Below are 26,108 nucleotides of genomic sequence, written 5' to 3' on the forward strand. Positions count from 1 at the left end.
GATTGATGCGAGACGCCGCGCTGGATCTGCGTGCACATAAAGTGCGATCCGTCTTGGCCGCGCTTGGCCTGTTCATAGCGATTCTGTCACTGGTCGCTGTCACTACGATCGGAACTGTCGTTCGCGAGGTCTTTGTCGCTCAAGACGAGCAAACGAACGGTCGCCTGTGGACAATGGCTACGACCTTGGACTACGGCCTCGTTACCGAAGCCAGACTGACCGAAGTCACCAAGGAACTCGACCGTCAAGTGTCCGCCACCGGCGGACACTACGCGCTTCAGATGGAGCGGCCCGGTGAGGCGGCACCCATCCTTGACGACTTCGCCGGAGAGTCCGAGTCGTTGCGTATAGTGCTGGCAACCGTTGACCTGAACCTCGTACGGCGGATGCCCGTTCTCGGCGGCACGTGGCTGCCGGAAGGGGAGGCAGTCTTCCCTGACGGTGTAGTGCTAAACGACGTTGCGAGCAGGCAACTCGGGGGCAGCGTAGGAAGTAGACTGAGGATCCGCCTGAGTGGGAATCTTCTTCCCTACGATCGGCCAGTGATCGGCATCGTCGCCGATGGACGCCGCGAACCGCGAATTTACCAGTCACTGCGATCGGCATTACACTTCAATCCGTCTATCACGAGTAGCTCAGGGCAAGGTCCGGAGCTCCTCGTTCACTACCCCGGGGCAAGCCAGGCAATGATCCGCGAGAAGATGCGCGATATCGGCGACGCTCTGGCAGCACAAGACCAAGGTGCAGACCCACAAGTGACCAGCAGCCTGGCAGACTTCCTGACAAGCCTGGAGCGGACCCAGCGCTTAATCAGTGTCGTGGCTGCAGTCACTCTGTTCGTCGCCGTAGTCGGACTGCTCAATATTGGACTCGCAACACTACGAGAACGCACCCGCGAACTCAGCCTTCGTCGTGCAATCGGAGCGACACGCAAACGTGTACTCGGGCTCGTGCTCACCACCACACTGACCCTCAGCACACTAGCGGCCGCTTTGGCGATCGGGATCGCCTACATCGGTGTGACCTGGTACGTCCCGCGCCTCCTGGATCCCGCTTCCGCCATCGATCGGCCCGGATTCCCGTGGCAAGCTGCTGTGTACGGCTTCATCGCTGCAGTGGCCGCCGGGCTTTCCGGAGGGCTGGTTCCCGCAATAGCAGCCGCTCGCGTTGACATGATCCGCGTCCTGCGGGAGTGAAAGGGCTTTCTTGACTACGAGATGGACGGCGGAAACCTGACGCGGTAATGCGGCTTCCCGGTGGCCAGGTCCAAGGCGACGATCATGTGCCGCACGCCCTGGTCGCGGGTGTGGGTGGCCCGCAGCCGCCCCGGCTGCCCATGGTGTCGCCAGTCGCGGCCGGGGCGGGGTTGCAGGTTCAGCGGCCCGAACTCGTCCACGCACACCACCCGCCCGTCCGGCGGCGGATGGTCGTAGAGGTCCAGGAACCCGAAGGCACCGGCGAGGTACCCCGACGCGGACGGCTCTGGCGGTTCTTCGCCGTCGCCCTGACAATGCCGACCCTCGGCTCCGCGCTCGGGCTCGACGGCGGCGCCATCTTCCAGATCGCTGCGGTCGAGGACCTCGGCCTCGATCCCAGGACCATCGGTCTGGCCTTCGCCATGGGCCTGCTCTCCGTGCCCGTCCAGGTGCTCGCCGCTCGCCTGCCGTTGTGGCGAGCCGGCCGCAACCTCCAACTCTTCCTGCTCGTCGCCGCCGTCGAATGCGCAGTCCTGGCGGTGCTCGTGGGTCTGGACGTGGTCGGCGGAGGTTTCGCCCTCATCGCCCTGGCCGTCACGGTCACGGCGGAGATCAACCTGTCGGTGCTCTACGTCCCCTCGTGGCAGCCATTGCTGAACTACGGCCTCGTCAGCCAGGAACGCCAGCGGGTGAACTCCTGGGGCAGGGCCGCCGGCGGCCTGATCGTGGCCGGTGCGGTCCTGCTGTACGGCTCGGGCGGCCCAGTGCTGCGTACGGCGATGTTCGCGGTCATCGGCGCCGTCGCCCTGCTGCTGGCTGTCGCCGCCCGCGGCATCCCGGCCCCGAACCGACCGGTGGGGCGCGACCTCGACGCGACCCTTCTCGGGAACCGGCCCCAGCTCTCACCCGTCATGCGGCGGATCTACCTGATCCTCGGCGTCGCCGGGCTGGCCACCGCCTGGCCGCTCTTCCTGGTCTACGCCGACAAGGTCCTGTGGCCCGGCGCCAACCTCGGGATGCTCGGGGCGGTGCAGCTCGGTGGAGGACTCCTCGCTGCCGCCTCCTGGCGGTCCAGCCACACGAACCTCGGCCGCTACGCCTGGCAGGCCGGTCTGGTGCTGCTGACGGCCACCGTCGCCCTCGCCGTCGTGCGGGCACCGGTTGACGGGACCGTCGAGCAGGTGATCACCATCGCGGCCCTGGCCGTGGCGTCGGCAGCCAACCTCACGATCCTTCTGGCCATGCTCGAGCGGGCACACCGGGACGTCGACGAAACCACCTCGGTCCGGGCCTTGACGTTGCTCGACGTCGTGGCATCGACGTCGCTTCAGGTCGGGCTCTTCGTCGGAGGGCTGCTCGTGTCGTTCAGCATCGATCGGGCCGATTGGCCGCTCGACCCCTACCGGATCTGGCTGGTGGCGGACACGGCTGCCGTCGCCATAGGCCTGGTGTCGCCCGCCCTCCGCAGGACACCGACGGAATAGCCGATGGTGGGTCACGTGCTTGGGGCCGCCCCGAATGACTAAAGCCCTGGTGGGAGATTCAATCTCCCACCAGGGCTTTTCGCTAGGGTGGGCCGGAGGTACCACCATGCGAACCACACCGCCACGATCGCCGGTGACCCGCTACCGCTGAGTTTGCCCAGCTCACGGACGCCGGGCGGTGCCCGATGAACCCGGCCCGCCCGTCCGACCCGCCGGTGCGGTTCGCCGATGCGGAAGAGATCAACCCGTTCCAACTCCTTCTCGATCTTCATGACCATGCCGGCGCTCGGACGCCGGAGACCGGACTCGATGACGTCCTGGCGGAGCTGGCGTTGTCCGCTGCGGTGGCGTCCTGGTGGACTCGCTGGCAACCCTCGACGATCCACACCGCCTTACGGGCGGGCGCGGACCTGACGGACATCGCGAAAGCGACCGGTCTCGACGCGAGCGACGTCGTCCGGCGGTGGCGGCGATGGGTTGATATCCAGACGCGGCTGGACATCGGCGGACGTCCGTCCGTGGACCCCGTCGAGGTCCAAGCCATCGAGCGGCGACTCGGTCTGGGGGTAGTTCGATGACGCCGACCCGGCTGGCCCGAGACGTGAGCACGGTGGCGGTGGCCGGGATTGCTGCCTGGTCGTCGTGGAGTCACATGGTCGCCGTGGCGTTGAGGTTCGGGGAGCGTCCCGAGGTCGCCTACGTGCTTCCGCTGTCGGTCGACGGGATGCTGGTCGTCGCGTCGGCGGCCATGGTCGAGGACAAGCGCGCCGGCCGGAGGGTGCGCTGGTCAGCCCGGACGGCGTTCGCGGTCGGGGTGGCGGCCAGCGTGGCGGCGAACATCGCCGCCGCTGAGCCAAGCCTCGGCGCGCGGATCGTGGCGGCATGGCCAGCGGTGGCGCTGTTGCTGGTCGTGGAGATGCTGACCAGAGCGCAGCCGGCATCGGGCAACGACCATCGAACGTCAGACACCGCCCAGCCGCTTGCCTTCAACGCTGCGTCTCCACCACCGGAGTCGAATCCGTCGGACGTCGTGACTGAGGCGAGCCAGGCGCAGCTGGCTGGGGCCGCCCACGGTCCCGCGACGAGTCAGGTATCGCCGCCTCTACGTCGGGCCGGGCGACGCAAGCGGATGACGGGACGCGCGGAGCGGACGGCAGATGTCGTCGCCCGGCTGCGGGCCGAACGTCCCCAGGCCAGCCTCGCGGAGTTGGCTCGGGCCGCCGGCGTGTCCGAGCGTCATGTCCGGCGCCTCGCGGCGGTCAAGCCTGAGGATGCGGGACAACCAGCAGCAGATGGCTCTTGAAGGTGTTGACAACCCGTGGAGCGACCTCTCCTAGAAATTCCGTTTGGCCCATTTTTGTTGTTTTTTATCCATCAGACTTTCGGCTGAATCTTGCAAGATCACGAGGTTGAGGAGTTCGCAGAATCTGACAGGAGCCGGTTTAGTAGTGCGAGAAAGTTCTCGTCGCTTCGGTGCTGCAGTCCCATCCGGGCGGGCGTTCAGTCCGGTCGACGGCGGGTTGCCAGAAGCGCAGCGGCGAGGCGCTCATCGTCGGGGTGATGTGACGCGGCGGCCTGGAGCGCGCTCCTGGCTTCGGCGGGCCGGTCCGCGAGTGCCTCGGCGAGTGTCAGGGCGGCGGTGACGAACTCGCGCGTCACGGTGTCGCGGTGCGGTGCGAGCCACGGGTATCCGGCGTGGTCGGCGAGCGGCCCGCGGTAGACGTCGACTGCGCGCCGTAGGGCGGCGACGCGGGCGGCTGGCTCTGTGGCGGATTGTGCTGCGGTGATGGCGTCCCGCATGGTCCACAGGTCGACGTCGAAGGCGTCGCGGTTGAGGGTGTAGCGGTGGCGCTTCAGCTGCAGGTAGGTGTTCTCGCCGCCGATGAGGCTGCAGATTCGGCGCAGGTTGTAGGTGTAGGTGTGTAGGCGCTGCGCAGCCAGCCGGCGCGGCGGCTCGGGCATGAGGTCATCCAGGATCTCTTGTTGGTACGCCGATCCGCCCTGCACGATGAGATGGACGAGGAACTCGACTGCCTGCGGCCGGACATGTTGTCTGTCGGGGACGTCGAGGATCGCCGGTGGGCCGAGTACGCGGACCTGCACCTGCTTGGCTCCGGTGTTGACCTGCTTGGCGAGGCGGTGTCGGGTGTCGTGCCCCTCGACCCTGTCCGCGCCGCCGTCATCGGCTGCGGCAGATCCTTCGAATCGAGGGTCGTTCATGGTTGAGCGCCATCCGTCCTCGACGTCATGCACGAAGGCTCGCGGCTCATTGTCGAGACGGTACAGATCGCGTCGGCCGCTGCGGGCCCCCGCAGACCGGCGCCACTTCATCGCGTTGGCGTCGGTGGCGGTGCCGACACAGGTTGGCGCGCTTCACGGCCGCACGGTCGGCATCGCACAAGAAGGACCGTCGTGTCCCCTCGCAACACGCAACCTCGATTCGCGACGTCCACAGGGCGGGGCCAGAGGCAGCACCACGCTCGAACGCCTCAAGTAATGATTCGGCTACGCACGGCTAGACGAGGCCGATCACCAGCGATAGCCTGGCCGCGCTGAAGCAGCAGCCCGAGTTCACCGGAGGCAACTGGATGGCGCGTAGGTCTCCCTCGCCGAATGAGTCGGAACGCTGGCAACGCCAACAGGCACGGGAACTCGAGCGGCAACAGCGCGCCACCGCAGCTGCGGCCAAGGCCGCTGATCGGGCGAAACGAGACCAGCACATCGCCGACCAGAAGCGCGAGACCGAGCTAAGGACTGCCGAGGTCGAGACCCGGGCACGGCAGCTCCAGGCGATCCTCACCTCCGGCCTACGCCACACCGCTCGAATCGACCTGACCTCGCTCAAGCGTCAGCCCTCGCAGCAGCCATTCAATCCGGGCGACCTCGCCGCGGTTGCCGCGCAGCCGGCCTGGGAGCAGTTCGAGCCACCGCAGCCCGGCATGGTCAGCCGGCTCCTCGGCGGGCAGAGCCGCTACCAGCAGCAGCTCGCCCATGCCCGCGCCGCCCATCAGCAGGCCATGCAGGCATGGCAGGCCGCCGACGCCGACCGGCGGCGGCGGCTCGACGCGGCACGCAGCAATCACGACGAGCGGGTCCGACAACATCTGGCGGAGGTTGAGGAACACAACCGACACGTCGAGCAACTGATCACCAACTACCGCGCCCGAGACCGAAAGACCGTCGAGTCGGTCCTCGGGCTCACCCTCAACCAGGTACCCCTGCCAGACGACTTCCCCCGGCGCGCGGAGATCACCTTCAGTCCCCAGCAGGCGCAGATCGTCGTACGCATGCAGCTCCCCGGCCGCGACGCTGTACCCACCGTGCGTGGATACAAGTACGTCCAGACCCGCGACGAGATCCAACCGGTCCCACGACCCACGAAGGAGACCAGCGAGCTGTACCGATCGCTCGTCGCCCAGGTAGCGCTCCTGACATTGCACAACCTGTTCGAAGCCGATCCGCAGCTTGCCAGCATCGGGTTCAACGGCCACGTCGACGCGATCAACCCCGGCACCGGGCAGCGTGAATACCCCTGCCTGATCAGCCTCAACGTCGAACGTGAGTTGTTCGCCCAGCTCGTCCTCGCCCAGGTCCGCCCTGAGGTGTGCCTGCGCCACCTCAACGCCCTCGTCTCGCCGCACCCGTACGAACTGGAACCGATCACTCCGATCCTGGACTTCGACCTGACGAAATTCTCCTTCGTCGACGGCATGGACGCCGTCTCCACGCTCGACTCGCGCCCCGACCTGATGAAGATGAGCCCCACCGAGTTCGAACACCTCGTCCGGCAGATCTTCGAGGCGATGGGCGTGGAAAGCTGGACCACCGAACAGAACTACGACGACGGAGTCGACGCCGTCGTCGTCAACCGCTCAGCCCTGCTCGGCCGGCTGAGCATCGTGCAGGCCAAACGCTACAAGGACGCCGTGGGCGTCAGCCACATCCGCGAACTCGCCGGCGCCATCGAAGAGAAGAAGGCCGGACACGGCATCCTCGTCACCACCTCATGGTTCACACCCCGCTCCTGGCAAAAGGCCCGCGAACACGGACGGATCGAACTCATCGACGGCAACCGCCTCACGTACCTGATCAAAGAGCACCTCGGCAAAGACGTCCTGATCGGCATCAAGCGCCCTCGGACCGCGACCACCGGACCAGACGGTGCCAGCGCGGCAACCGCCAGTAGCTAAGACAGGCGAGGGAACGGCGCAGCCCGAATCGAGCACGCATCAGGGCGGTCTCAGCCGTTGAATACTGGATCCAATAAAGGGCTGGGTGCACCGTGCCAAGTGATGGCTAGTACATCTCGGGCACGGGTCGCGGCGACGAACAGCAGCGACCGGGCCTTCCGTTGCTCGAGCTCGTACCGCTGCGGGTCGGACCGGCGGTAGCGTTCGATGTAGGGACGTGGGATCGCACCCTTGCGCACTCCGATAATCGCCAGCCGCTGATACTCAAGGCCCTTGAACCGGTGCATCGTCCCCACGTGAATCTCGCCGTCGCCACGCGGCCCGTCCTTAGTGAGCTCGGCGCAGGTCAGGCCGCCCTGTTTCTCCAGGTACTCGATGACCTGGGTCAGCTGTTCGTGATCCGCGACCGCGACCGCGACGTGGCCGGACGGGTCTTGGCGGGCGCCATCGTCGTCCGTCGAGAGTTCGTCGCGCCATCCCTGTAGCAGTGTGCCGACGCCGGCCAGTTCGCCCGGCCAGTTCTGATATCCCAGGAAGGTCGGTGTGGGGCCGTGCAGCACGGACCGGTATCCCGAGAGGTTGTCGACGCCGTCGTCGAGATCGTCGTAGACGGTCTTGTTGCCCTCGGCGATCCGGAGGGCGTGTTCCAGGATCTCGCGGGTGGTGCGGTAGCTGAGTGTCAACCGACGTGAGCGGCCCCGAATATTGATGCCCAGAGCACCCAAAGAGACCTGGTGGTCATAGATCCGCTGGTGGGTGTCGCCGGCGATGAAGAGGTCATTCGGGCCTGGCTCAACCATGGCGCGCAACATCTTCCAGTGAGCGGCGCGCAGGTCCTGGGCTTCGTCGACGACCACGTGCCGGTACCGGTACGCGAAAGGCCGAGAGCCGGAGCTGTCGTCTGCCGTCGCAGGCGAGCTCCGGTACCGCTCCGCTGCGGCGGCGCGTTCGATCTCGAAGCGGGCGGCGCGTTCGGCGGCCTGGCCCCAGGTCTCGGCGCCGAGCTTGTCCAGACGAGCGGCGAACTGCTCGATAAGCTTCCAGATCTGGCTGCGTTCTGGGCGGGTGAGTGCGCGGCCACGCCCGCCCCGTCGGGCGCTGAAGTAGTCCGACCGGCTTGTCAGTGCCTGGCCGAGAATGACCTGCTCCCATTCGTCGAGGAGAAAGTCGGCCTCCCAGCGCTTTTCGTCGAGTTCGAGGAGGAGCTGCCGCATCTCGATCATGGCTGCGTGATCGCTGATGCGCTTGCGCCGGTTGCGCTGGTCGGTGTTCTCACCGATGACACGGGCGGCAAGCTGGTCGATGTGCACGACGTCAACCCTCGCCAGCAGCTTCGGTTCGCTTATCAGGGAGGTGAGGCGGAGCCGCAGGTCGGCGGCGAGGTTGGCGGTGAAGGTTGTGAGCAGGATCTGCACGCCGTCGTCGGTCAGCTGCTCGACGAGATACTTGACCCGGTGCAGCGCGACGACGGTCTTGCCGGTGCCCGGACCGCCGGAGACGCGGGCCGGGCCGGTGTATTCACGCCGAGCGGTTTTGGCCTGGGTCGCGTGCAGGTAGTGCTTCCAGCTACGGAAACTGCCCTCGTCTAGGGCAGCCTGCACGTCGTCGTCGATCGACGAGACATTGGTTCGGCTGACCGCGGTGGAGATGTCGGCGAGGTCCGGCTCGGTTGGCAGTTTCACCGGGCGAGTCACCTCTTCGAGCACTGAGTCGATGCTCATCCCTGCCGCGAGTCCGTAGAGAACGTCCTTGGAAAGCAGCGGTGCACCCGAGACGAGTCGGTCGAGTTCCTCATCGGTAGTGACAGCCAAGGCCAAGTCGATGAGCTGCTCGGCAACGCCGAGGTCGCGGAGTTGGTCGGCCGTGTAGGCACCGAGTAGGGGCGGCCGGTCTGGAACCTGATCGGGCTCTCGAATGGGAGCCGGCGTTGGAGCTACATCATCGGGCTCGGCCGGGGTGAGCGTGATCCCGGCACGCTGCAGGGAGCTGTCGCCCATCACGGCGAGGTCGACGAACTCCAGCTCTCCGGTGACGCGGTTGACCGCGACCTGGAGTTCGTCGTAGACGTCCTTGCGATGTCGGACCGCGATGATCAGCCAGTGCTGGCGGCCACGCTCGTCGGTCTCGACCGGAATGAGCAGTGCCCGATACGACTGGTTGATCTTGGCGCGGTGGATGCGGGAGTCGCCCTTGAGCTTCTTCAGATCCAGGCCGGGCTGATCTGGGTTCTTCCGAAACCGGTGGCAGAAGTCGTAGAACAGTCCCTTGACCGTCCGGTCGAGCTTGTAGAGCTCTTCCTCGGCCTTGTAGTGCAGGCTGAGTCGCGCGGTCATGACTCGGAGTCTTCCATGTCGGGCAGCAGGTCTTCGAGTTCGTCGAGGTGTTGGAGCCACTCGGCCGCGGTTCGCATCGTCCAGCCTTCCTCGGCGTATGCCTCGTCCCGGTGCCGTGCGTCGGTGTCATCACCGTGCAGGGCCACTACTGCGATCTTGAAGTTCGGCAGGAGCCAGGCGAAGTCGACCTGCCAGCGGCCGGCGCCGAGTTCGTAGCCGAACACGGGTGCGCGTTTGCCCCGGTCGGCCAGCCTGCGGGCGAGAACACCGAGGTCACCGCCGTGTTCCGGCTCATCGTCGAGGATCTCCAGGATCTCGTCGTCCCACTGCTGGTCCCGCGGTCCGGACGTCGCCGCAGCGGGTTTGTCGACGCTGACCGTCGGCTTCGGCGGCGGGCCGTTCAGCGAGTCGAGTTCGCCGACGCCGCCGCAGACGACGAGGGTGTCGAGGTCGAGTTCGGCGGCGGTGCTGTAGGCGAGTTGGACCCCGTCACCGCCGGCGTACGCGAGGAACTGGGTGAGGTTCGTCCAGTAGAGCCACGAGCGCCAGCGCCGCCAGTGGCCATCGCCGGTGAGTGCGGCCTCACGGTCGTCGAGAGCCGCGAGCGCCGTCCAGCGCGGGTGGTCCGGATCCTTGGCGTCGAGGATGACGATGATCGGCAGCCCGCATTGATCGTGCGCCCGGAAAGCGTGCAGCGTGGCGTCTGGGTCCCCGACAGGCGGGGGCTGTTCGGGTTGACCCGCAGTGAGCCCGTTGAGTTCGGCACGGAGCGTCCGGGCCAGTTCCCGGCGGTCGGTCGTCGCCGTTAGTAGAGCGGTTCCTGGCTCGGCCAGCAGTCCGGTCACCATGGCGCCCGCCGCTGACGCCCACCGCTGCTCGTCGGGGTCTCGCAGGTAGGCGATCAGAGAGCTCACCGGGTTGGTGTAGATCATGCCGGTCAGCTGGGCCCGGTTGCCGTCGAACTCCTCGTAAGCATCTTTGGCCTGCTCCTGCGCCGTTCCTGAGTACGGCGGCCAGACCGGCCGGGTGGAGGTCGGCCGCTGCTCGAACAGCTCGATGTCGGACCAGGTGACCTGGAAGACGCGGTGGCCCTCGGCGCGCAGGGCGGTCCGCTGCCGGGCGTCCGACGCGATGCGGTTGTGCTCAGGGGTGGCGTGGAACCGGAAGCCCTCCAGGTAGACGGTGACACTCTGGCTGGGACCGTCTACCCGGTTGAAGGTGAAGTCGGTCCTGGTCCGGCGCAGCTGCTGCTGGGCAGTCATCCGCCAGTGGACCAGGTCGGTGCCGCGGGCAAAGCGCAGGTGCCCGCTGGCGTGGCCATCCTCGTCGAGCGATACGTCGTCGGTAACCGACACCCAGCCGCGCAGCAGGTCGAGGAAGCGCTGTTCGAGGTCGGATTCGAGCTGGCCGTCCAGTCCGATCTTCCGGGTGTTGGCGACCGGCTCGGTCTCCCACCCGCCATCGTCGAAGAGCAGCGAGCTGATCATCCGGAGCGCGGTATTACGGGAGACAAGGTCCTGCTGCGGTTCGGGGGTGTACCGGTGCAGGCAGCGATGGCAGGCCCGGCGCTGCTCGTCCTTGCACTTGCAGTCGAGCAGCGCGGCGTGTGCCTTCAAGAGCACCTTTTGGAAGTCTTCGGCCTTGGTGAGCCGGTCCAGGTAGCCGGTGCCTCCCGGAAGCCGGTCGTAGAGGACCAGGAACCAGCGGCGTTCTCCGCTCGCCTGGTCCGGCATGGAGGCGACGGTGGTGTCCAGGTGCTGGGGGTCGCCGCCGAAGTGCAGGTCCACGCCCATCCGCAGCGCCGCCCGGAAGGAGTGCACCCGGGTGTCGACGTCGGCGGCCGCAGCGGGAAGCAGGATGCGCAGCGCCTCTGTCCGCAACTGGTGGGCGAGCAGGACCTTCTCCTGCGTGATGTTGTCCGGCTTGCCCCGGCGCAGCGGGCACCACGGGCGGTGATTCTTCAGCTGTGGGTTACGCGTCTGGGAGGAGGTGAGAGCGTCCGATTCGAGATTGAAGACCGGCTGGCCGTCCGCGCTCGTTGCCCCACATCCCGTGCAGACGTGGAACGGATTGATCCGTACGGTGTGCCCGGCGAAGTCGTCCCGCGGCGGCGCGTCATAGCGGGCCGGCCCGACGTTGATGCGCCGGATCATCGCGCGCCGGCAGTAGTCGACGCCGAACGTCTGGTGGGTGTGCCGCCACGAACCGGGGGCGATCTCGTCGTCGGGGAAGTCGACCGCGTCGACGACCGTGTAGAAGCGACGGTCGCGTTCGTCCTTGTCGTCCCGGATCCGGGCGTCTTCCCGCAGGTCACGCGAAGTCACGGTCGACGGTTCGACGACCTGGAAGAGGCAGCCGTCGTCGGCGATGTAGGTGCTGTCGCAGCGGGGGCAGGCAGACCGGTCGTGCACAGCGTCTTCCGTGCGGATGTATCCGCAGCCCGGGCAGACGCGCCAGTGATGCCACTCGGGCCGGCCAGACGTGATGATGTCGATGCCGGTGATCTGGTGGCGGTAGCCGTTGACGTAGAAGGTGTTGCCGGGGGCGAACTCCTCCAGGGCGTATCGGCGGGGTCGCTGATAGCTCACCGGTCTCGACTTGTACCGGGGTGTCTTGCCGTCCTTTGCGCTCACACCGTCCGGCCCGTACAACGTGGCGTTGAGGGTGGTGACCGTGTCGACCAGGGCGTAGTTGGGCAGCAGGCCCAGATCGCACAACGCACCCTGCGCCGTGGTCTGGCCGAGGTCCATCAGCCGTTTGCCGAGCGCACGCCGCTCGGCATCCAACATCGCCTTCTCATCCGCCTCGTCAGGGTCGGAGTCGTGCAGCTCGTCGTAGGCCTCGCTGATCGTCCGGATCCGGGCCCGCAACCCTTCGTCCTGGCGCCGCCACTCCCGCTCGGCTTCCTCCAGCGCCGCCCGCAGGCCGTGTGACGCGTACTCGATAAGATCGTTACGTGCATCTTCGGTGACACCGCGTGGCAACAGGTCGGTGCCGTCGTCGCGGGGAAACAGCCGGAGGAAACCCGCCACGAGTTCGGCAGCTTGGGTGATGACGACCTCGATCAGGTCGACGAGGAACCCGGACGGTCCGAACAGCGCGTTCACCCGGTCCGGCAGCGCCCGCAGTACAACGCCGTCAGCGCGGGCAAGGCGTCCGGCCGCGGCCAGGTCGAGAAGGTGGGCGAGGTACTGCCGGCGCAGGATTTCCACTGCGGACAGGTAACAGCCCGGCGGCACGATCGTCCCGGCGATGAGTTCCTTCGGCTGATCCAGGAAGTACAGGTCACGCCGAGAGCGGTCGGCGATGGTCAGCAGGAACGCGTTGCCGGTACGCCGTCCGGCACGTCCGGTCTGCTGGGCGTAGCCCGCTGGTCGGCGAGGCAGCGCGGCGAGTACCACAGCGGAGAGGTCCCCGATGTCGATACCCATCTCCAGCGTCGGCGTGCAGGACAGGACGTTCGGGTTCTTGAACGCCACTACGCCCGTCTCGTCGGGCTTGCAGCCCTGCTTGAACGCCTGCTCGACCCGTTCCCGCTGCTGACGGGTGAGCATGCCGGTATGTTCGGCGGTGTTCACCTGATAGGTGCCCGCCTGCCGGTAGAGCCGGCGGTAGTAGTCCTGGGTGTAGTCACGGTCACGCTGGTGGCGCCCGAGTTCCATCGGCCGGTTGCCGGCGATTAAGCGGCCGGTGCGGCACCGATAGGCCGGGCACCGCTGGCCGTGCCACTGGTCGAGCAGCGTCGGATGCACCGTCTGCTCCCAGAAACAGACCGGGCAACGTACGAAAGCCTCCCGCACCTGGCTGTCGTCCAGCAGCAGGGCTTCGATGTTGCCCGGTTGCAGGCCGTAGATGCGGGCGGAGGAATCATTCGGGGTACGAACGGACAGCAGCCCAGCCGATGTCAGCTCGGGCAGCAGCCGGTACCAGAACTCCGGGATGACCTCCCGCGACAGGCCGAGGGTGCGGCCCGTCCACCGCTCGTACCAGGACAGCCGGCCGGAGGCCACGTCGAAGTCACTGCCGTTCTTCGGCGCCGCGAGCAGGAACTTCGGCGCCGCGACCCGGTTCGGGAACGCTCGCATGCCCTGCGGACGCTGTCCCCAGATGAAGTACCGGCTCGTCCCGGCCTCGTCGATGTACTTGCTCAGCCACTTGTGCGAGACAGCGCCGCGGCTGCGAAGCCGTTCCAGAAATACCCGGACGAAACCCAGGTAGGTGGCGTCGTCGGCCTCCATGATCGGCAGGCCATCTCGGCCCAGATCGAGGTGGATCTCCTTGACCATCGCCGTGACGGCGGCCGGATCGGCGAGGTGGATGTGCGCCGCCGCGGTGCGGGTGAGCTCCAGCGTGCGGCCGTTGCGGGAGCGGAACCCGAACTCCATCAGCGTCTCGAACGCCAGCCGCTGCCCGATCAACTGCCAGGTTGCGATATCGCCACCACGCCCACGGCCGGACAGCAGGCGGTCGACACCGAGCAGGCCATGCAGATCCGGAGGTACGACCGCAGCGAGGGTCTGCGGATCGGTCGTCGCAGACACCACGTCGGCGATCAGGTCGTTCAGAGCTGTGGCGGACTCCTGGCGCAGGTGCGCGGCGAGCAACGCCCGCAGCGAGAAGGTGTACGACCGGTTCGCCACGAAACCGGCCCGGTGCGCCGCGTCCTGGACCGAGTCGTTGAACATGAGGGTCTTGTCCTCGAACGCCTCCTTGTCCAGCTCGCCAGCGGTGAACAGCTGCGTGATAGCCGCCGCGGCCAGAGCGGCCGCACCGGTGCCGAGGAAGCGGATGGCGTTGCGCTCACCGCACGCCGGGCACCAGTCCTCCGCCGCGGCCGTGTTGGCCGTCGAACCAAGGTTGACCAGCAGGAACGTCGAGTCCCGTGCGGTCAGCGCGGGTTGCCCTTCGTCGTTGTAGTCGGAGCCGGGGTCCGGTAGCCGCAGCCGCTGCCGGACGGCGTCCAGCACCATCAGCGTCCCACCAGGGCCCTGTGCCGCCGACGGTGCTCCGACACGCTGGCCGGCGTCGCGCAGCGTGTTGCGGCCGGCGCCCTCGGCGGCCTCCCGGTCGGTGGCCGCGATCAGGTAGCGGATCCGGACCTTGTCCTGCCCCGTCGAGGCCCGGCGGATCTTGTAGCTGTCGAACTGGACGTCCCAGTCGTCGCTCTCCGGCGAGAAGACCGCCCAGCCGGAGCGACCACACTCCCGACAGTAGACCGCCGGCAGGAACAGGTTCGCGGCCTGCCCGGCGGTCGCGGTCGTCACGGGTACTGTCACCACGCCCTGATCGGTGCCGGGATCGCGGGTCCCGGCGACGTCCCACCGGAACTCCGCCTTCGGCCACGGCAACACCCCACGCAGCAACCGGGTCACCGCCCGAGCCCACTGGTGCACCTCGACATGCACGAACGGCCGGAGCTCGCCGGGCGGAGACTGAGGATCACGGGCGTACGAGAGCAGCGCCACGAACCTGGCCAGCGCCGCGGCGGCCTTCTCCGGCTGCCGAGTGATCGCCGACGACCAGCTCTGCGCGCCGGCACGCCACATCAGCCGCAGCACGTCCGGGCCACTCTTCACATCGCCCTCAAGAGCGATAAGCAACGCCTTGGTGAATAGGTGCCGTTTGAGGCGCCTTCCGAGCTCGATCTGATCCAGATCGTCGATACCGGTCACAGCATGCGCCAGCAGCAGGAGCGCATCGTCGCCGCTGGTTGGGTCCGGCAGAGCGAGCAGCTCGTCCGGCGTCGGGGTCGGCAGGATCACGTCCTCGTCCGGTAGCTCCCCGATATCGCGCAGTGGGATGAACTCGTCGATGGTGAGGCGATCCTCACCGACGATCGCCTCAGCGGTGAACGGGGTGCCGAACACCGCTGTCGCCACCTTTAGCAGATCCTCGGTGGCGCGCTCGTCGGACGCCGAGGCGAGCGTCGCCGAGGTGGCCACCGGGCAGATCGGGCCCAGCGGGCGGCCCTCCTCGCCGGCGCCCACGACGGACGCGAGCCGGCGCAGCAGCATCGCGACGTCGGTACCCTGCGCGCCGTCGTAGGTGTGGAACTCGTCCACCACCACGTAGCGAAGGTCTGCCTCCTGCCACAGCGGCGCGTCGTCGACCCGCTGAAGGAGCAGGTCGAGCATCTTGTAGTTAGTGATCAGGATGTCCGGCGGGGTCAGCTGCATGTCCTGCCGCCGGGTGTAGACCCGCTCGTACTGGATCGCGGCCCGGTCACCGATGTAGAGACCGGCCGTCAGGGCACCCAGCTCGTCGCGGTGCCCGAGAAGCAGCTCGTTGATCCGCTGCGCCTGGTCGGTGGCGAGCGCGTTCATCGGGTACAGCAGCAACGCCTTCACCCCGGGCCGCCCGGCCGCCCGCTCCCGGCGACAGTGATCGAGGATCGGGTAGAGGAACGACTCCGTCTTACCGGAACCTGTGCCCGTGGTGACCAGCGTCGGCTCCGGCACGTGACCATTCGCCGAGCTCAACCGCGCAAAGGTCCGAGCCTGATGGGCGTACGGCGTCCAGCCCTCTCGCCGCCACTCCAGATGCTGCTCCCAACCAGGCGCCGCCGTGGTGAACGGAGTCCTGATCCGCAGGAACGGCCCACGGAACATCCCCGACGTCTCGTTGCCGAGGAATCGGTGCAGCGCCTCCCGGGCACCCTCGTCGGCCAGCGCGTAGGTGGTCGACAGGTACTGCAGCAGGCTCTCCTTCAGTCCACGCGCCTCCAGGGTCGGCCTCACTGCTGCGCCGCCTTCCGCGTGACCGGATCCCACTCACCGCGAGCGATCGCCGCATCCAGCCGGGCCTGGAACACCGCATGCGCCGCTGTCATCTCAGCCACCCGGTCCGCCTTGTAGAACGGCGGCGTGAAGCCCTCCGGAGGCGCAACGGTCTTCGGCTCGGACTTGTCGTTCTGGTACGCCTCGAACTGCGCCCAGCTCGCCTTCGTCTGTCGTTGGCCGATAGTCCGTGCATTGCCGGCGAGCTTCCACCCATCCGCGTCAAACCAGGTCACGGCCTCGTACTTCTGCAGAACGGGGAAGCGACCACGGTAAGCTGCGACCAGGGCGTCGGCGCTCATGCCGAGCCAGACGGCTACCAACGCGTCGATCTCGACCAGCGCTGCCCGGCGGGCACGCTCGCTCCGTAAGGGCGTTTCCGAGGTCCACTCCGGCCCGACCGCGGCCAGGGGCGACAAGCCCGGCCAGTCGATTGCCCAATCCTCAGACCCTGGCCACTCGGCGGCATAAGTGTTCGTCCAAAGACTGCTGTACGACGATGTAAGGCAGTTGAGTCGGAGCGCGCGCAGGAGAAGCGCCGACGCCAACGGATGATTCGCGTCTGGAGCGGGCATGGCCTTAGTGCCAGCAACCTGAAGGTCTCCCCGGCCAGTGGCCCGCAATAGATAGTCCAAGGGAAGCGACGACCAGAAACCCGCAACGAGCAAGGTCTGCTGCGGGGTTGGCATTGCCAGAGTGTGAACCGTGTGGACGTGCGTTGGGCCCGGCGGAAAGATCGCGGCATAGAGGGCGCGTTCGGTATCCGGAGCAATCTGACGACGCCAAGCCAGTCGGTAGAAGTCGACGTACGGCCGACGCGACTTCTGCACCAAGACGGCGTTCACCTTCTCGGTGTCGACGTCCGACTCAGGGATGTTCTCTAACTCGGCAATCATGGCCCTTACGTCATCGCAGGCATCTTTATCCGAACGGAGCCGTTCTAGTTCGGTGTGGTCGATCCAACGATCCTGAGCTTGCCGGTACGCGTCCACCCGTTCCGGTACCACAACGTAGGCGCTATCCGGGATGAAGTCCGTAGGCAGGCCGACCAGCTCAGTACCGTAAGGGTCATTGCTATTCGCGTCGTGCCGCTTGAACACCGGGGTTGAGGGGCCGATTTGGGGCCCTTTGAGGATCACCTCGCTCCAGTTCTCTGGCTGATACACCCGCCCGGTAGACGGGTCTTCCCGGTTGTAGTCGATCAGGTTTGCCTTCTTGGCCCCAGATTCGTTGAATCCTGCGGAAATCTGCGGACTCAGAGCACTCAGACGAAGTGGGTAGGCTGCGAGAGCCTCGATGGCGGAGGCCTCAGCGACGCTTACCGGGAAAAGCAGGCGCGCCTGGTCGAGCGGTCGGTTCTCTTCGTCGAGAAGCCTCCTCCATACGGCAAGAACGTCATCGTCCACAGCGATAACCCGAGTTCGATGGGGTCGCTCGTCGAACTCCCGGTTCATGAACCGGATACCCGGCACCTCACCGGAGCCATCGTGGTCACGTGAAAGTCGAAGTGCGTCGGCCGACACCAGCCAGGACAGATGGTCAAACTTGATCTCTGCACGGTGTCCATAGATGTGGACACCGAAGTGGGCCGCGTGCCCCACAGGCTTCGGAAAGAAGCGCTGTCCGGCATTCACGAAATCGCCATGGACGCGCAGGCGGTGATAGGCCGCCGCACGCAGCGCTCCTTCTTTTTCGCCGGCGAAGTGAGTGTCTGGGTGCAGCATGCCAGCGGTTCCTCGATGAGAGGTGTGCCGCCATACCTGGCACATGAAGGCTCGGTAGAGGTCCGGCTGGGTACCCGCCAGTAGTGGATACGTCTGCGGCGAGCCCATGAATGCCACCGTCGCGCTGTTACTGGTCAATTCGTCGAGCATAAAGGCCTTGACCATGGACCTCTGGAATAGTTCCCGCCGCTTGCGTTCCTTATTTGACTCCGAAGGCCGGTCGGCGAGTTCGAACCACGGCTCGTACTCGGCCATCACGGCGTCAGCGTCCCATCGGGGCCGAACCCAAGGCGGGTTGCCGACTTGGAGGTCGAAGCCACCTCGTTCGGCGAAGATGAGCGCGAATTCTAGCTCCCAGTGCAGGAAGGCCTGCCGGTCGGCGATGTCGCGGACGACCCGCAGCCACGGGAACCGGTCTTCCGGCGGCTTGGTGTCCATGTTCAAGAACCCGGACAGAGACTTCTCGAAATCCTTTAACTTGTCGAGCGTGTCGTACGCGTCGAGGAAACTGTTCTGCGGAACGTCGGCGGTGCCGAGGACTGCTTCGAGGAAGTCGAGCCAGTCGTCGAGGTTCTTCAGGGGGATGACTCGGCGGAGTGCCGGTGCCGAGGACTTCGGGGCCTTCGCGGGCTTCTTCTGGGGCTGCTGAGTTACGGGTGCTGGCTCGGGCTCCAGACCCCAACCAAGTTCGTCGAGGGTCGTCTGGTCGCCGTCCATGGGGAAGAGCGTCATCGGCCGCGAGATCATGCGCCGGGCAGCTGGCGCCGAGGGCGCAACTGCAGTGGATGTCGCCTGCTGCGGCAGTTCGGCTGGTGGCTCGGTGCCGGGAACGGTGGTGTCGATCAGGCTGGCCAGGCTGTCGCGGGTGATGCTGCCGCTGAGCTCGTACTCCTCGTCGGTGCCGTCGAGCAGCCCGGCTTGGTCGGACGGCCAGAACCAGAGGGCACACCAGGCGTCCATGACCAGCTTCAGTCGCCAGTAAGGCGTGTCGACTGCCTCGAAGAGGTCCCGGAGCACGTCCTCCTTGGGTGTTGATCGCTCTTGCTGGTGCAGGAAGCCGTACTCGGGTTCGTCTGGTCCGGCGCCCCAGATCGGGATCCGCCGGGCAATGTTCTGCTCGGACATGTCCATCCGCTTGACGACCGCGGCCCAGAGAAACTCGACTCGCCGGGCGGCGTCCCGGAGCCGGGTGAACTGGGAAGGCTTCTCCTGCTGCGGCTGCTGGGTACGGGCCACCAGCTTCGGGGTGCCGTCCGCCTTGAGATGCGAGGTGTTCCGCGTCGGCCGCTGGAGGATGCCCTTCTTCCAGTCCGCGAGCTTCTTGTTCTGGTCGGTAGAAAGCTGTTTCGCCTCGGTGTTGCCGGCGACAGCAGCCCAGCCCGGCGTGGGCAGGAGGAACTGGTGCACAGCGTCGGCAGGCAGCGGCTGAAGGTTGCCGTACTCATCGCGCATCGGCAGCGGAGTCGGGGCCAGGGTTCCCTTGGCCTTGAGCCACTCCTTGGCGGTGGAGCAGACGTCGTCGGCAGCGTAGATCGCGCGCCGGGCGCCGATGAGCGAGTTCCCGCGCCGCAGATGCAGGCCGAACCAAGGCGCGAGCATGCCCGGGTGCATGGTGTTGAGCCACAGCGAGACCTCGGCCAGCTCGACGCCGGTCGGGTTGAGGTCGACGCCGTACGCGTTGTGTAGAGCGATGTAGGCCTTGACCCGCTGTTTCTCGGTGAGCACCTGCCCGGACGGGATGGACCGTCCCAGCTCGTCCTGCCGGCGGCGCAGGTATTCTTCGGCGACTTGGTTGATCGCCTCGTTGAGGAACGCGCCGGAGCCGAGCGCTGGTTCGCAGAGCCGGTACGACAGCAACGCCGCCGCCCGGGTCTTGATCGGGTTGCCGCCAGCGTCGCGTTCCTGGTCGAGCCGCTCCTTGAGCGCCAGCTCAACCGTGACCTTGGTCAGTGACTCCGGCGTGTAGTACGAGGCGGAGGTCTCCCGCTCACGGCCGGATAGCCGGTAGACGAACGAGCCCTTTGCGTACTTCTTGACGCCGCGCAGGCCGCGCCGGGCGTCGGCCTCGTTGTAGCGGACCAGCGTCTCGTCCGGGTAGTCCTGCTGGCGGTGGGCGGGCACCAGCCACGAGCCCTCGTCTGGGTTCCCTTCGCGGGCGACCTCGCAGAGTTCCTCGTCGGCGATGATGCCGGTGTAGGACATCAGGCCCTCGTAGACGGCGCCGAGCTGGTTGATGCCGAGGTTACGGTAGGAGACGAAGCCGCCGCGCTCGCCCTTCTTGCCCTGTTTCATAGTGAGCAGGCGCAGCACCTGGTGCAGGGCGGCGTTCCGGGGCCGTAGGTCGAGCCAGCGCGGATCTTCGTCCTCGTCGCTACGCGGGTCGAGGGTGCGGGTGCCGATCAGCCGGATGGCGCCCGGTTCGAGCAGGGTGCTGCGCAGCGCTTCGAACCGCAGTCCGTGATCCTCGCTGCGGCGTTCGGCCTTCTCCTTGCGGGTCGCCTCGTCATCGCCGGGGAGGTCGTCGTCGGGTTCGGTGCCGTACTGCCGGTGCCCGAAGTTGACCTTGTTGAACAACAGATCGAGGGACGCGTACAGATGGAAGCCGTTTCTCGACTCCTCCTCGACGAGCTCTTCGTCGAGGGCACACAGCTCCCGCAGCCGGGCCATCGAGTAGCCGCTCTCGTAGCTGCCGTCGTCGGTCGGCAGGATGCCCAGCTCGGGCCGGGCCTCGGCGTAGAGCAGGAAGAGGATCCGGTAGAGGTATCGCAGGCACTCGCGGGTCAGCTCCCGGGCGAACGGCAGCTTCGGGCCCTCGATGTCCTCCGGGCGTACGTTATTGCCCGGCTCCGCCATGCGGAGCAGAACCTCGTTGGCGAGGATCTCGACGGAGCGTTGCAGGCCGTGCCGCAGTTCCTTGGAGACGCCGACGGCGTTGGTACTGGAGTTCTTCAACAGGACGTCGATCCGGCGGGTCGGATCGTTGTCGCCGGGACGCAGCATGTCGTGGCTGAACAGGGCGGCGATGGTCGACAGCTCGCCGGTCTGGGTCCGGTCGTAACGTTCCAACGCCGTGTCGAGGTTCGCGGCGAGGTACCGGCCCTCGGCCCAGGTGCCGCGGTCGGCGAGGATGATCACGCCACCATGCAGCAGCAGGACGAAACGCGGCCTAGCACCGCCGGGCCCGCCGATTTCGCTCTGGAACAGCCACGACGCGAGCGCGGCGCCGCTCTCATACTTTTCTGATCCGCTGACGTGCAGGGGATGCAGCAGGCGCCCGGCACCGTTCGGGTCGAGGGCCGCGTCGGTGTTGCCCGTCCAGCCGCAGTCGATCGCAATGATCTCGTCGGTGTGCAGCGCGACGGTGACGGTGTGGTCGCGGCCGGCCCGGTGCGCGACGAGTTCGACCGGTGCAGGGTCGAAGCCGAGGGCTCGCAGTACCTCCTGGTGCCACTCGATCAGGCGTTTGTGCCACTCCGGGTTGTTGTAGGTGGCTAGACGGATCGGACCGTCGCCGTCGGCCTCGGCCGCAGCGGCGAAGTAGGACCGACCGTCCTCGCCGAGGTAGCTACCGCGCAGACCACGGATCAGCTCGCGCGGCGTACGACGGGGCTCGTTCTCGTCGCCTTCGCGCCCGGTCCATACCGCGAAGATCCCTTTCCGCAGGTCGGTGTCCAGGTCCTCGGCCAGGTAGTGCGCGGAGAGGTACTCGCCCCGGTTGGTGAGTGAGTCGTAGTCGCGGCTCATCCCTGTGTTCCTTTCACCCCGTCGGCGAACGGTTCCAGCACTGCTAAGAGGCGCAACATCGGCGCCCCGACCGATTCCAGCGATGCCACCAGCTGAATCAGGCGCTCGGCGGTGCTGTCGACCTGCCGGTGATCCGGTCGCGGCCCGGCGAACAGCGCTTCCTGCTTCCATTTGCCGACCTTGTCCCGGTAGGGCTCCAGGGTCCGCTTGATGTCGGCACGGTAACCGCCCTCGATCTCGCCGAAGTAGCGGCGCGCCTCCTCGATCGCCTCCGGCACCATCTTCGTCAGCCCGTCCAAGTCCCGCGGGACGGCGCGGGCCGGCATCCGTGGCCCGAGACCGAACTCGGCCAGCAGCTCAGGAGTGATCTCGACGGTCCTGGGGTCATTTGGCAGGCCGGTGACCGCCATCCACTTGACGATGGTCGGCCGGCCGAGCCGGTTCGAGGCGATGCCCTGCACAAGGAAGACCGGCTCGGTCACGGCTGCAGCCAGGACCGGCGCCTCGTGCCGGCCGACCTCGACGAGCACCTTGTCGGTGAGCCAGTCCAGCACCGGATGTACGTCGGTCACGTAGGAGACCGTCGGCCACTGCGAGTCTGAACTCTCCCGCGCCGCCGTCAGCCGGGCATCGGCGAGATCCTTGGAGAAGGTTATACGCAGACGCCCGGGAGAGTCCGGCCCCGGCAGGATCTGCTGCTCCTTCAGGTACGACCTGGGCAGCGACCGCAGCCGGTAGAGCAGATCAGCTGGCGGCTCGAAGGCGATGGTGCCGTTGTCGTCGCGGTACAGCGACAGCTGGTCCTCGGGGTTGGGCCGGCAGATCTGCCGCAGACCCTCGTCGAAGTAGTCCGCGGTCGAGGAGAAGAGCGTCAACACCTCCGCTCTGAGGACTTCCTTGCGCTCCGGGACCGCGCCGACTTGACCGACGAGCTTGACGAGGAAACCGGTCCGGCTCGCCCGGGACTTTTTGATCGACTGCTCCACGGTCCGGCCAGCGACCAGATCCTTGATCAGGCGATCTTCTTCCTCTTGCGCCCGATATAGGCCGGTCACTGCCTCTGCCGAGCCCTCGATCTTGTGGGCCTCGGCCTCGCGGGCCAGCAGCTTCTCACCGACCAGGCGGTCGTCCAGGGTGCGTGCGGCGCCGGACTCCGGATCGGTACGCCACGGCAGGTTGCTGGTGAGCACCAAGGCCCGGAATTGCGGCGAGTGCTTCTGCCCGTAGCGGTCGATGCGGCCGTTGCGCTGCTCGATTCGGATCAGTGACCACGGCAGGTCGTAGTGGATCAGGATGTGGCACTGCTGGTGAAGGTTGACGCCCTCGGAGGCGATGTCGCCGGTGAACAGCATCCGGACTGGGGCGTCACGCAGGCCGAACGCTTCGACGATGCGCTGTTGCTCCTCATCCGAGGTCGACTCGCGGTGCATGACCTGCACAGCGCCATTGAAAGCCGTCCAGGGTTTGCGATCGGTGACCTCGGCGGTGGCTGGAAACCCGAGCACAGCGGGAACGGTCTCGGCCAGCCAGATGAGCGTCGGGATGCGTTCCGAGAAGATCACAACTCGGGTGTCCGAGCCCGGTCCGACGCCGAGTTCACGCAACTGCGTCACCAAGGCGGTCAACTTCGACGCGTCGTCGTCCTGGACGTGCCCAGTCAGTTCCTGCAGCGTCAGGAGCGCTGTCCGCTCCGCAAGGCGCGCCTTGTCGCCCGGTTTCTCGGCCAAGGACGTGTCGATCGTCTTCAACCGCGTACGGATCGTCGCCAGCAACGCCCGGTGCGAGGAGAGGAACGACTTGAGCAGCTGATACGGCACCAGCTGATGGGTGCTGACCGAAGTACCGCCCTCGGCCGGGATCCACCGCTCGATCAGTTCCGCGAAGACTGCAGTCTCTGCGGCGCTGGCCTGAACGTGCACTGGCGTCGACGGCCCGCGATCCGGCCAGGAACCGGTCAGCGAGTCGCGTACCTCGGGCGAGGTCTTCGTCCGGCGGATGTAGAGATGTTCGAGTTGGTCGACATCGAAGCTGCTCGGATCGGCGATCGCGGCCTCGTCCAGCATGTGAATGAGCTCAGCGAACGATTCCGCCCGGCCGTTGTGCGGCGTGGCCGACGCGAGGATCAGCGCGTCGGTCTTGCGAGCGAGCAACCGGGCCAGCTCGTTGTTCTGGGTGCCCCGGTTGACCAGGTTGTGCGACTCGTCGATGACGACGGCGTCCCAGTCGGTCTGCTCCAGATGATGGGCGTAGACGGCGCTTTTCAGCGTGTCCACCGAAATGATCGCCCGCTTGAAGTACGCGAACGGGTTACGTCCCGCCGGTATCTCCCGCTGCACCCGCTGGATGCCGGTCGAGTCCAATCGGACAAGCGGGATGGCGAACCGCGTCCACATCTCCCGCTGGAACTGCTCCAGGATGTGCTGCGGCGTCACCACAAGGATCCGCTCGCCGCGACCGCGTCGGATCAGTTCGGCCAGCAAGATACCGATCTCCAGGGTCTTGCCCAGGCCCACCACGTCCGCGATCAGAACCCGAGGCTGCGGGTTCTTCATCGACAGCGCCAGCTCAGCCGGCCGCAGTTGATGCACCTGCGGATGCATCAGGAACCCGTCTGCGAGCGCGAGCCCGTGCTCGGTCTGCGGCAGCGCAGTCTTGCGGAATACCGCCTCCAGGAACAGCCGGGCCCGCCGGTGGTTCGCCGAGTCGTCTGCCACCAGCGTGGTCTCGCGCGGATCGAGGATTCGGATGTCGTCGAGGCTCTGATAGAAGATCGCTTCCTCGCCGCGGACGAACGGCGACACCCCGGTGACCTCGATCATCCATCTGTCGCGCCTGGTGAACGTGCTCTTGCGTACCAGCCACTGCTCGTCACGTACGAGTACCTGCGACCCTGGCGGGAAGCCGGCCGATACCTTGCCCTCGCCGGTTGCGGTCTCGGCCTCGATATTCACTCTTGCCCCGCTCCTCGTTCTGCTGTTCGACCGCCCTACACCCTGCTACAGGGTCGGTTGGGCCGCGTAGGCGGCTCGCAACTCCGCCGCCACCCGGCTGGACGCCGGCCGTCGCGGTGGACGCTCCCGAGGCCGAACCGGTGACTCAGGGGCCTCGGGCTCCGCGATCTCTGGCGCCCCCGCTTCCACCGGCTCGGGAGGCGCCGGAGGCACATCGAGCGGCCCATCCGCATCCGAGCCGCCCACAGCACTCAGCTCGTCGAGCCTTGCCTCGATCGACGGCGACGGCACTTGGCCCTCCCGCAGACTCGGATTTCGGCCGGCGGTCCTGCCGATGAGAGCCAACCGTGCGTCGGCCGGGCTGATGGAGGCGTCCGCCAGCAGTTCGGCACAGGCGGCAGCCACGTCGGAGATCGTCGGACGTTCCTCGGCCTTGAAGGCGAGCATCTTCCGCAGGAGTGGGAGCAGACGGGCGGGGACCCCAGTGAGATCCGGTTGGATCTCGGGGTTCGTGATCTGCCAGATGATGGCCTGCCACGATGGCCCGTCGTACGGGTAGTGTTCGGCCGCCGCGTACAGAAGAACTGTGCCCAGCGCGTAGACGTCGGCCGCCGCGGTAACCCGCGGGTTCCCGCCGGCCTGCTCGGGCGGCATGCACCGCACCGAGCCGATGATCATCCCGCTGGTCGACAGGGAGTCGTGCGACGACGAGGCATCGACGAATGCCGCCAGACCGAAATCGATGATTACCGGGCCGTCTGCGCCGAGTATCACGTTCTGCGGCTTCAGGTCCCGGTGCAGGAGGCCGGCACCGTGCACCGCCTCCAGGCCCTCCGCGACGAGCGCGCCAAGGCTCGCCACCAGAGCCACGGGCAGCATCTCGTGCTCGCGTACGTACTCCTGCAGGGTGTAACCCGGGACGTACTCCATCGCCAGCCAGGGACGGTCCGCGTAGGGGTCCGCTTCCAGGAATCGGGCGATGCGATTCGTGCCGATCACCGTCCGGGCGACGGCGGCCTCTCGTTCGAACCGGGCGCGGGTGACCGGATCCAGCCGATCACTTCGGATGACCTTCACCGCCACAGGCGAACCCGCCGGCGAGTACGCGAGGAACACCTCACCCATACCGCCGCTGCCGAGCTTACGACTGACCGCGTATCGGCCGATGCGAGACGGGAGCTCACTCATTCGACATTCTGCGCTTTTCCGCCCACCGTGCACCCAGATCCACTCTGGCCAGTGTGCCGAAACGGCGCACCGACCGCGAGCCACGACGCGCTCCGTGGCCAATCAGTGACGTCGCTGTAGCTGAAAAGCCGACGTTCACACCTCTTCAGTCCCTTGACGTCGTCATAGCCCCGTCGCTGCGCCGGCTGATCGAACGGAAGATGCGTGAGGTCCCCAAGCGCAACGTAGTTCGGCACGAGCGCTTCTCCGCCCAACTCGAAAACCTGATGAGCAGCTACATGCGCCAGCAACTGACCACCGTGCTGCGGTTCCCACTCGTGAGACCTCCGCCAACGAGTGGGCTCCGGGAGGAGCAGCAGCAGGCGGCCCGCCCTGCGGTGACAGGCGGTGCCGGCTACCCCGTGCTGGCGGTGCGATGGCTTAAGCATGTCCTCGCCATGGTAGAGACCACCTCACCACCATCGCTCAGCACGCTGAGCAATACGGGGCTGACTGCGGGTGGCTTCGTTGGATAGGGTCGGC

The 26,108-nt window shown here is 66.8% G+C and carries 13 protein-coding genes; 6 read left to right on the plus strand and 7 right to left on the minus strand.

Annotation, left to right across the window (positions count from 1 at the left end):
* Positions 1 to 5: 5 nt before the first annotated feature.
* The gene (locus ACLQ2T_RS18170; protein WP_425767536.1) at positions 6 to 1,196 is read left to right on the plus strand and encodes an ABC transporter permease; all 1,191 of its coding nucleotides are present in this window, start codon (positions 6 to 8) and stop codon (positions 1,194 to 1,196) included.
* A gap of 14 nt (positions 1,197 to 1,210) precedes the next feature.
* Here the strand turns inward: ACLQ2T_RS18170 and ACLQ2T_RS18175 are convergent, their stop codons facing one another.
* Positions 1,211 to 1,396, minus strand: a complete 186-nt coding sequence (locus ACLQ2T_RS18175) for a hypothetical protein (protein WP_425767537.1) — start codon at positions 1,394 to 1,396, stop codon at positions 1,211 to 1,213.
* Between the two features lie 27 nt (positions 1,397 to 1,423).
* Here ACLQ2T_RS18175 and ACLQ2T_RS18180 point away from each other — a divergent pair, with 27 nt between their 5' ends.
* From ACLQ2T_RS18180 to ACLQ2T_RS18190, 3 genes are all read left to right on the plus strand, one after another.
* Entirely contained in the window at positions 1,424 to 2,680 is a 1,257-nt protein-coding gene (locus tag ACLQ2T_RS18180; RefSeq protein ID WP_425767538.1) for a hypothetical protein, read from the plus strand.
* A gap of 185 nt (positions 2,681 to 2,865) precedes the next feature.
* Positions 2,866 to 3,258 (plus strand): hypothetical protein, encoded by a 393-nt coding sequence (locus ACLQ2T_RS18185; protein ID WP_425767539.1) that lies wholly within the window; start codon positions 2,866 to 2,868, stop codon positions 3,256 to 3,258.
* Complete coding sequence (locus ACLQ2T_RS18190; protein WP_425767540.1) at positions 3,255 to 3,983, plus strand: DUF2637 domain-containing protein; 729 nt, start codon at positions 3,255 to 3,257, stop codon at positions 3,981 to 3,983. Before ACLQ2T_RS18185 ends, ACLQ2T_RS18190 begins: the two co-directional genes overlap by 4 nt.
* A gap of 197 nt (positions 3,984 to 4,180) precedes the next feature.
* On the opposite strand, the gene ACLQ2T_RS18195 is transcribed toward ACLQ2T_RS18190, so the two are convergent.
* On the minus strand, positions 4,181 to 4,933 hold the full coding sequence (locus ACLQ2T_RS18195; protein ID WP_425767541.1) for an AfsR/SARP family transcriptional regulator: 753 nt from the start codon (positions 4,931 to 4,933) through the stop codon (positions 4,181 to 4,183).
* Positions 4,934 to 5,268: 335 nt separating this feature from the next.
* Here ACLQ2T_RS18195 and ACLQ2T_RS18200 point away from each other — a divergent pair, with 335 nt between their 5' ends.
* Positions 5,269 to 6,870, plus strand: a complete 1,602-nt coding sequence (locus ACLQ2T_RS18200; RefSeq protein ID WP_425767542.1) for a restriction endonuclease — start codon at positions 5,269 to 5,271, stop codon at positions 6,868 to 6,870.
* Between the two features lie 50 nt (positions 6,871 to 6,920).
* Here the strand turns inward: ACLQ2T_RS18200 and ACLQ2T_RS18205 are convergent, their stop codons facing one another.
* Genes ACLQ2T_RS18205 through ACLQ2T_RS18225 form a run of 5 tightly spaced genes read right to left on the minus strand, consistent with a single transcriptional unit; the run spans position 6,921 to position 25,586 of the window.
* Complete coding sequence (locus ACLQ2T_RS18205; RefSeq protein ID WP_425767543.1) at positions 6,921 to 9,203, minus strand: UvrD-helicase domain-containing protein; 2,283 nt, start codon at positions 9,201 to 9,203, stop codon at positions 6,921 to 6,923.
* Entirely contained in the window at positions 9,200 to 15,940 is a 6,741-nt protein-coding gene (locus ACLQ2T_RS18210; RefSeq protein WP_425767544.1) for a DEAD/DEAH box helicase, read from the minus strand. Before ACLQ2T_RS18210 ends, ACLQ2T_RS18205 begins: the two co-directional genes overlap by 4 nt.
* A complete protein-coding gene (locus ACLQ2T_RS18215) occupies positions 15,937 to 21,447 on the minus strand; it encodes a class I SAM-dependent DNA methyltransferase (protein ID WP_425767545.1) in 5,511 nt (1,836 codons plus the stop codon). Before ACLQ2T_RS18215 ends, ACLQ2T_RS18210 begins: the two co-directional genes overlap by 4 nt.
* On the minus strand, positions 21,444 to 24,398 hold the full coding sequence (locus ACLQ2T_RS18220; protein ID WP_425767546.1) for a DEAD/DEAH box helicase: 2,955 nt from the start codon (positions 24,396 to 24,398) through the stop codon (positions 21,444 to 21,446). Before ACLQ2T_RS18220 ends, ACLQ2T_RS18215 begins: the two co-directional genes overlap by 4 nt.
* A gap of 45 nt (positions 24,399 to 24,443) precedes the next feature.
* The gene (locus ACLQ2T_RS18225) at positions 24,444 to 25,586 is read right to left on the minus strand and encodes a serine/threonine-protein kinase (protein ID WP_425767570.1); all 1,143 of its coding nucleotides are present in this window, start codon (positions 25,584 to 25,586) and stop codon (positions 24,444 to 24,446) included.
* Positions 25,587 to 25,639: 53 nt separating this feature from the next.
* On the opposite strand from ACLQ2T_RS18225, the gene ACLQ2T_RS18230 reads away from it, so the two are divergent.
* Entirely contained in the window at positions 25,640 to 26,101 is a 462-nt protein-coding gene (locus tag ACLQ2T_RS18230) for a type I restriction enzyme endonuclease domain-containing protein (RefSeq protein WP_425767547.1), read from the plus strand.
* Positions 26,102 to 26,108: the final 7 nt, after the last annotated feature.

The sequence above is a fragment of the Micromonospora sp. DT229 genome (assembly GCF_049844505.1).
Lineage (GTDB): Bacteria > Actinomycetota > Actinomycetes > Mycobacteriales > Micromonosporaceae > Micromonospora.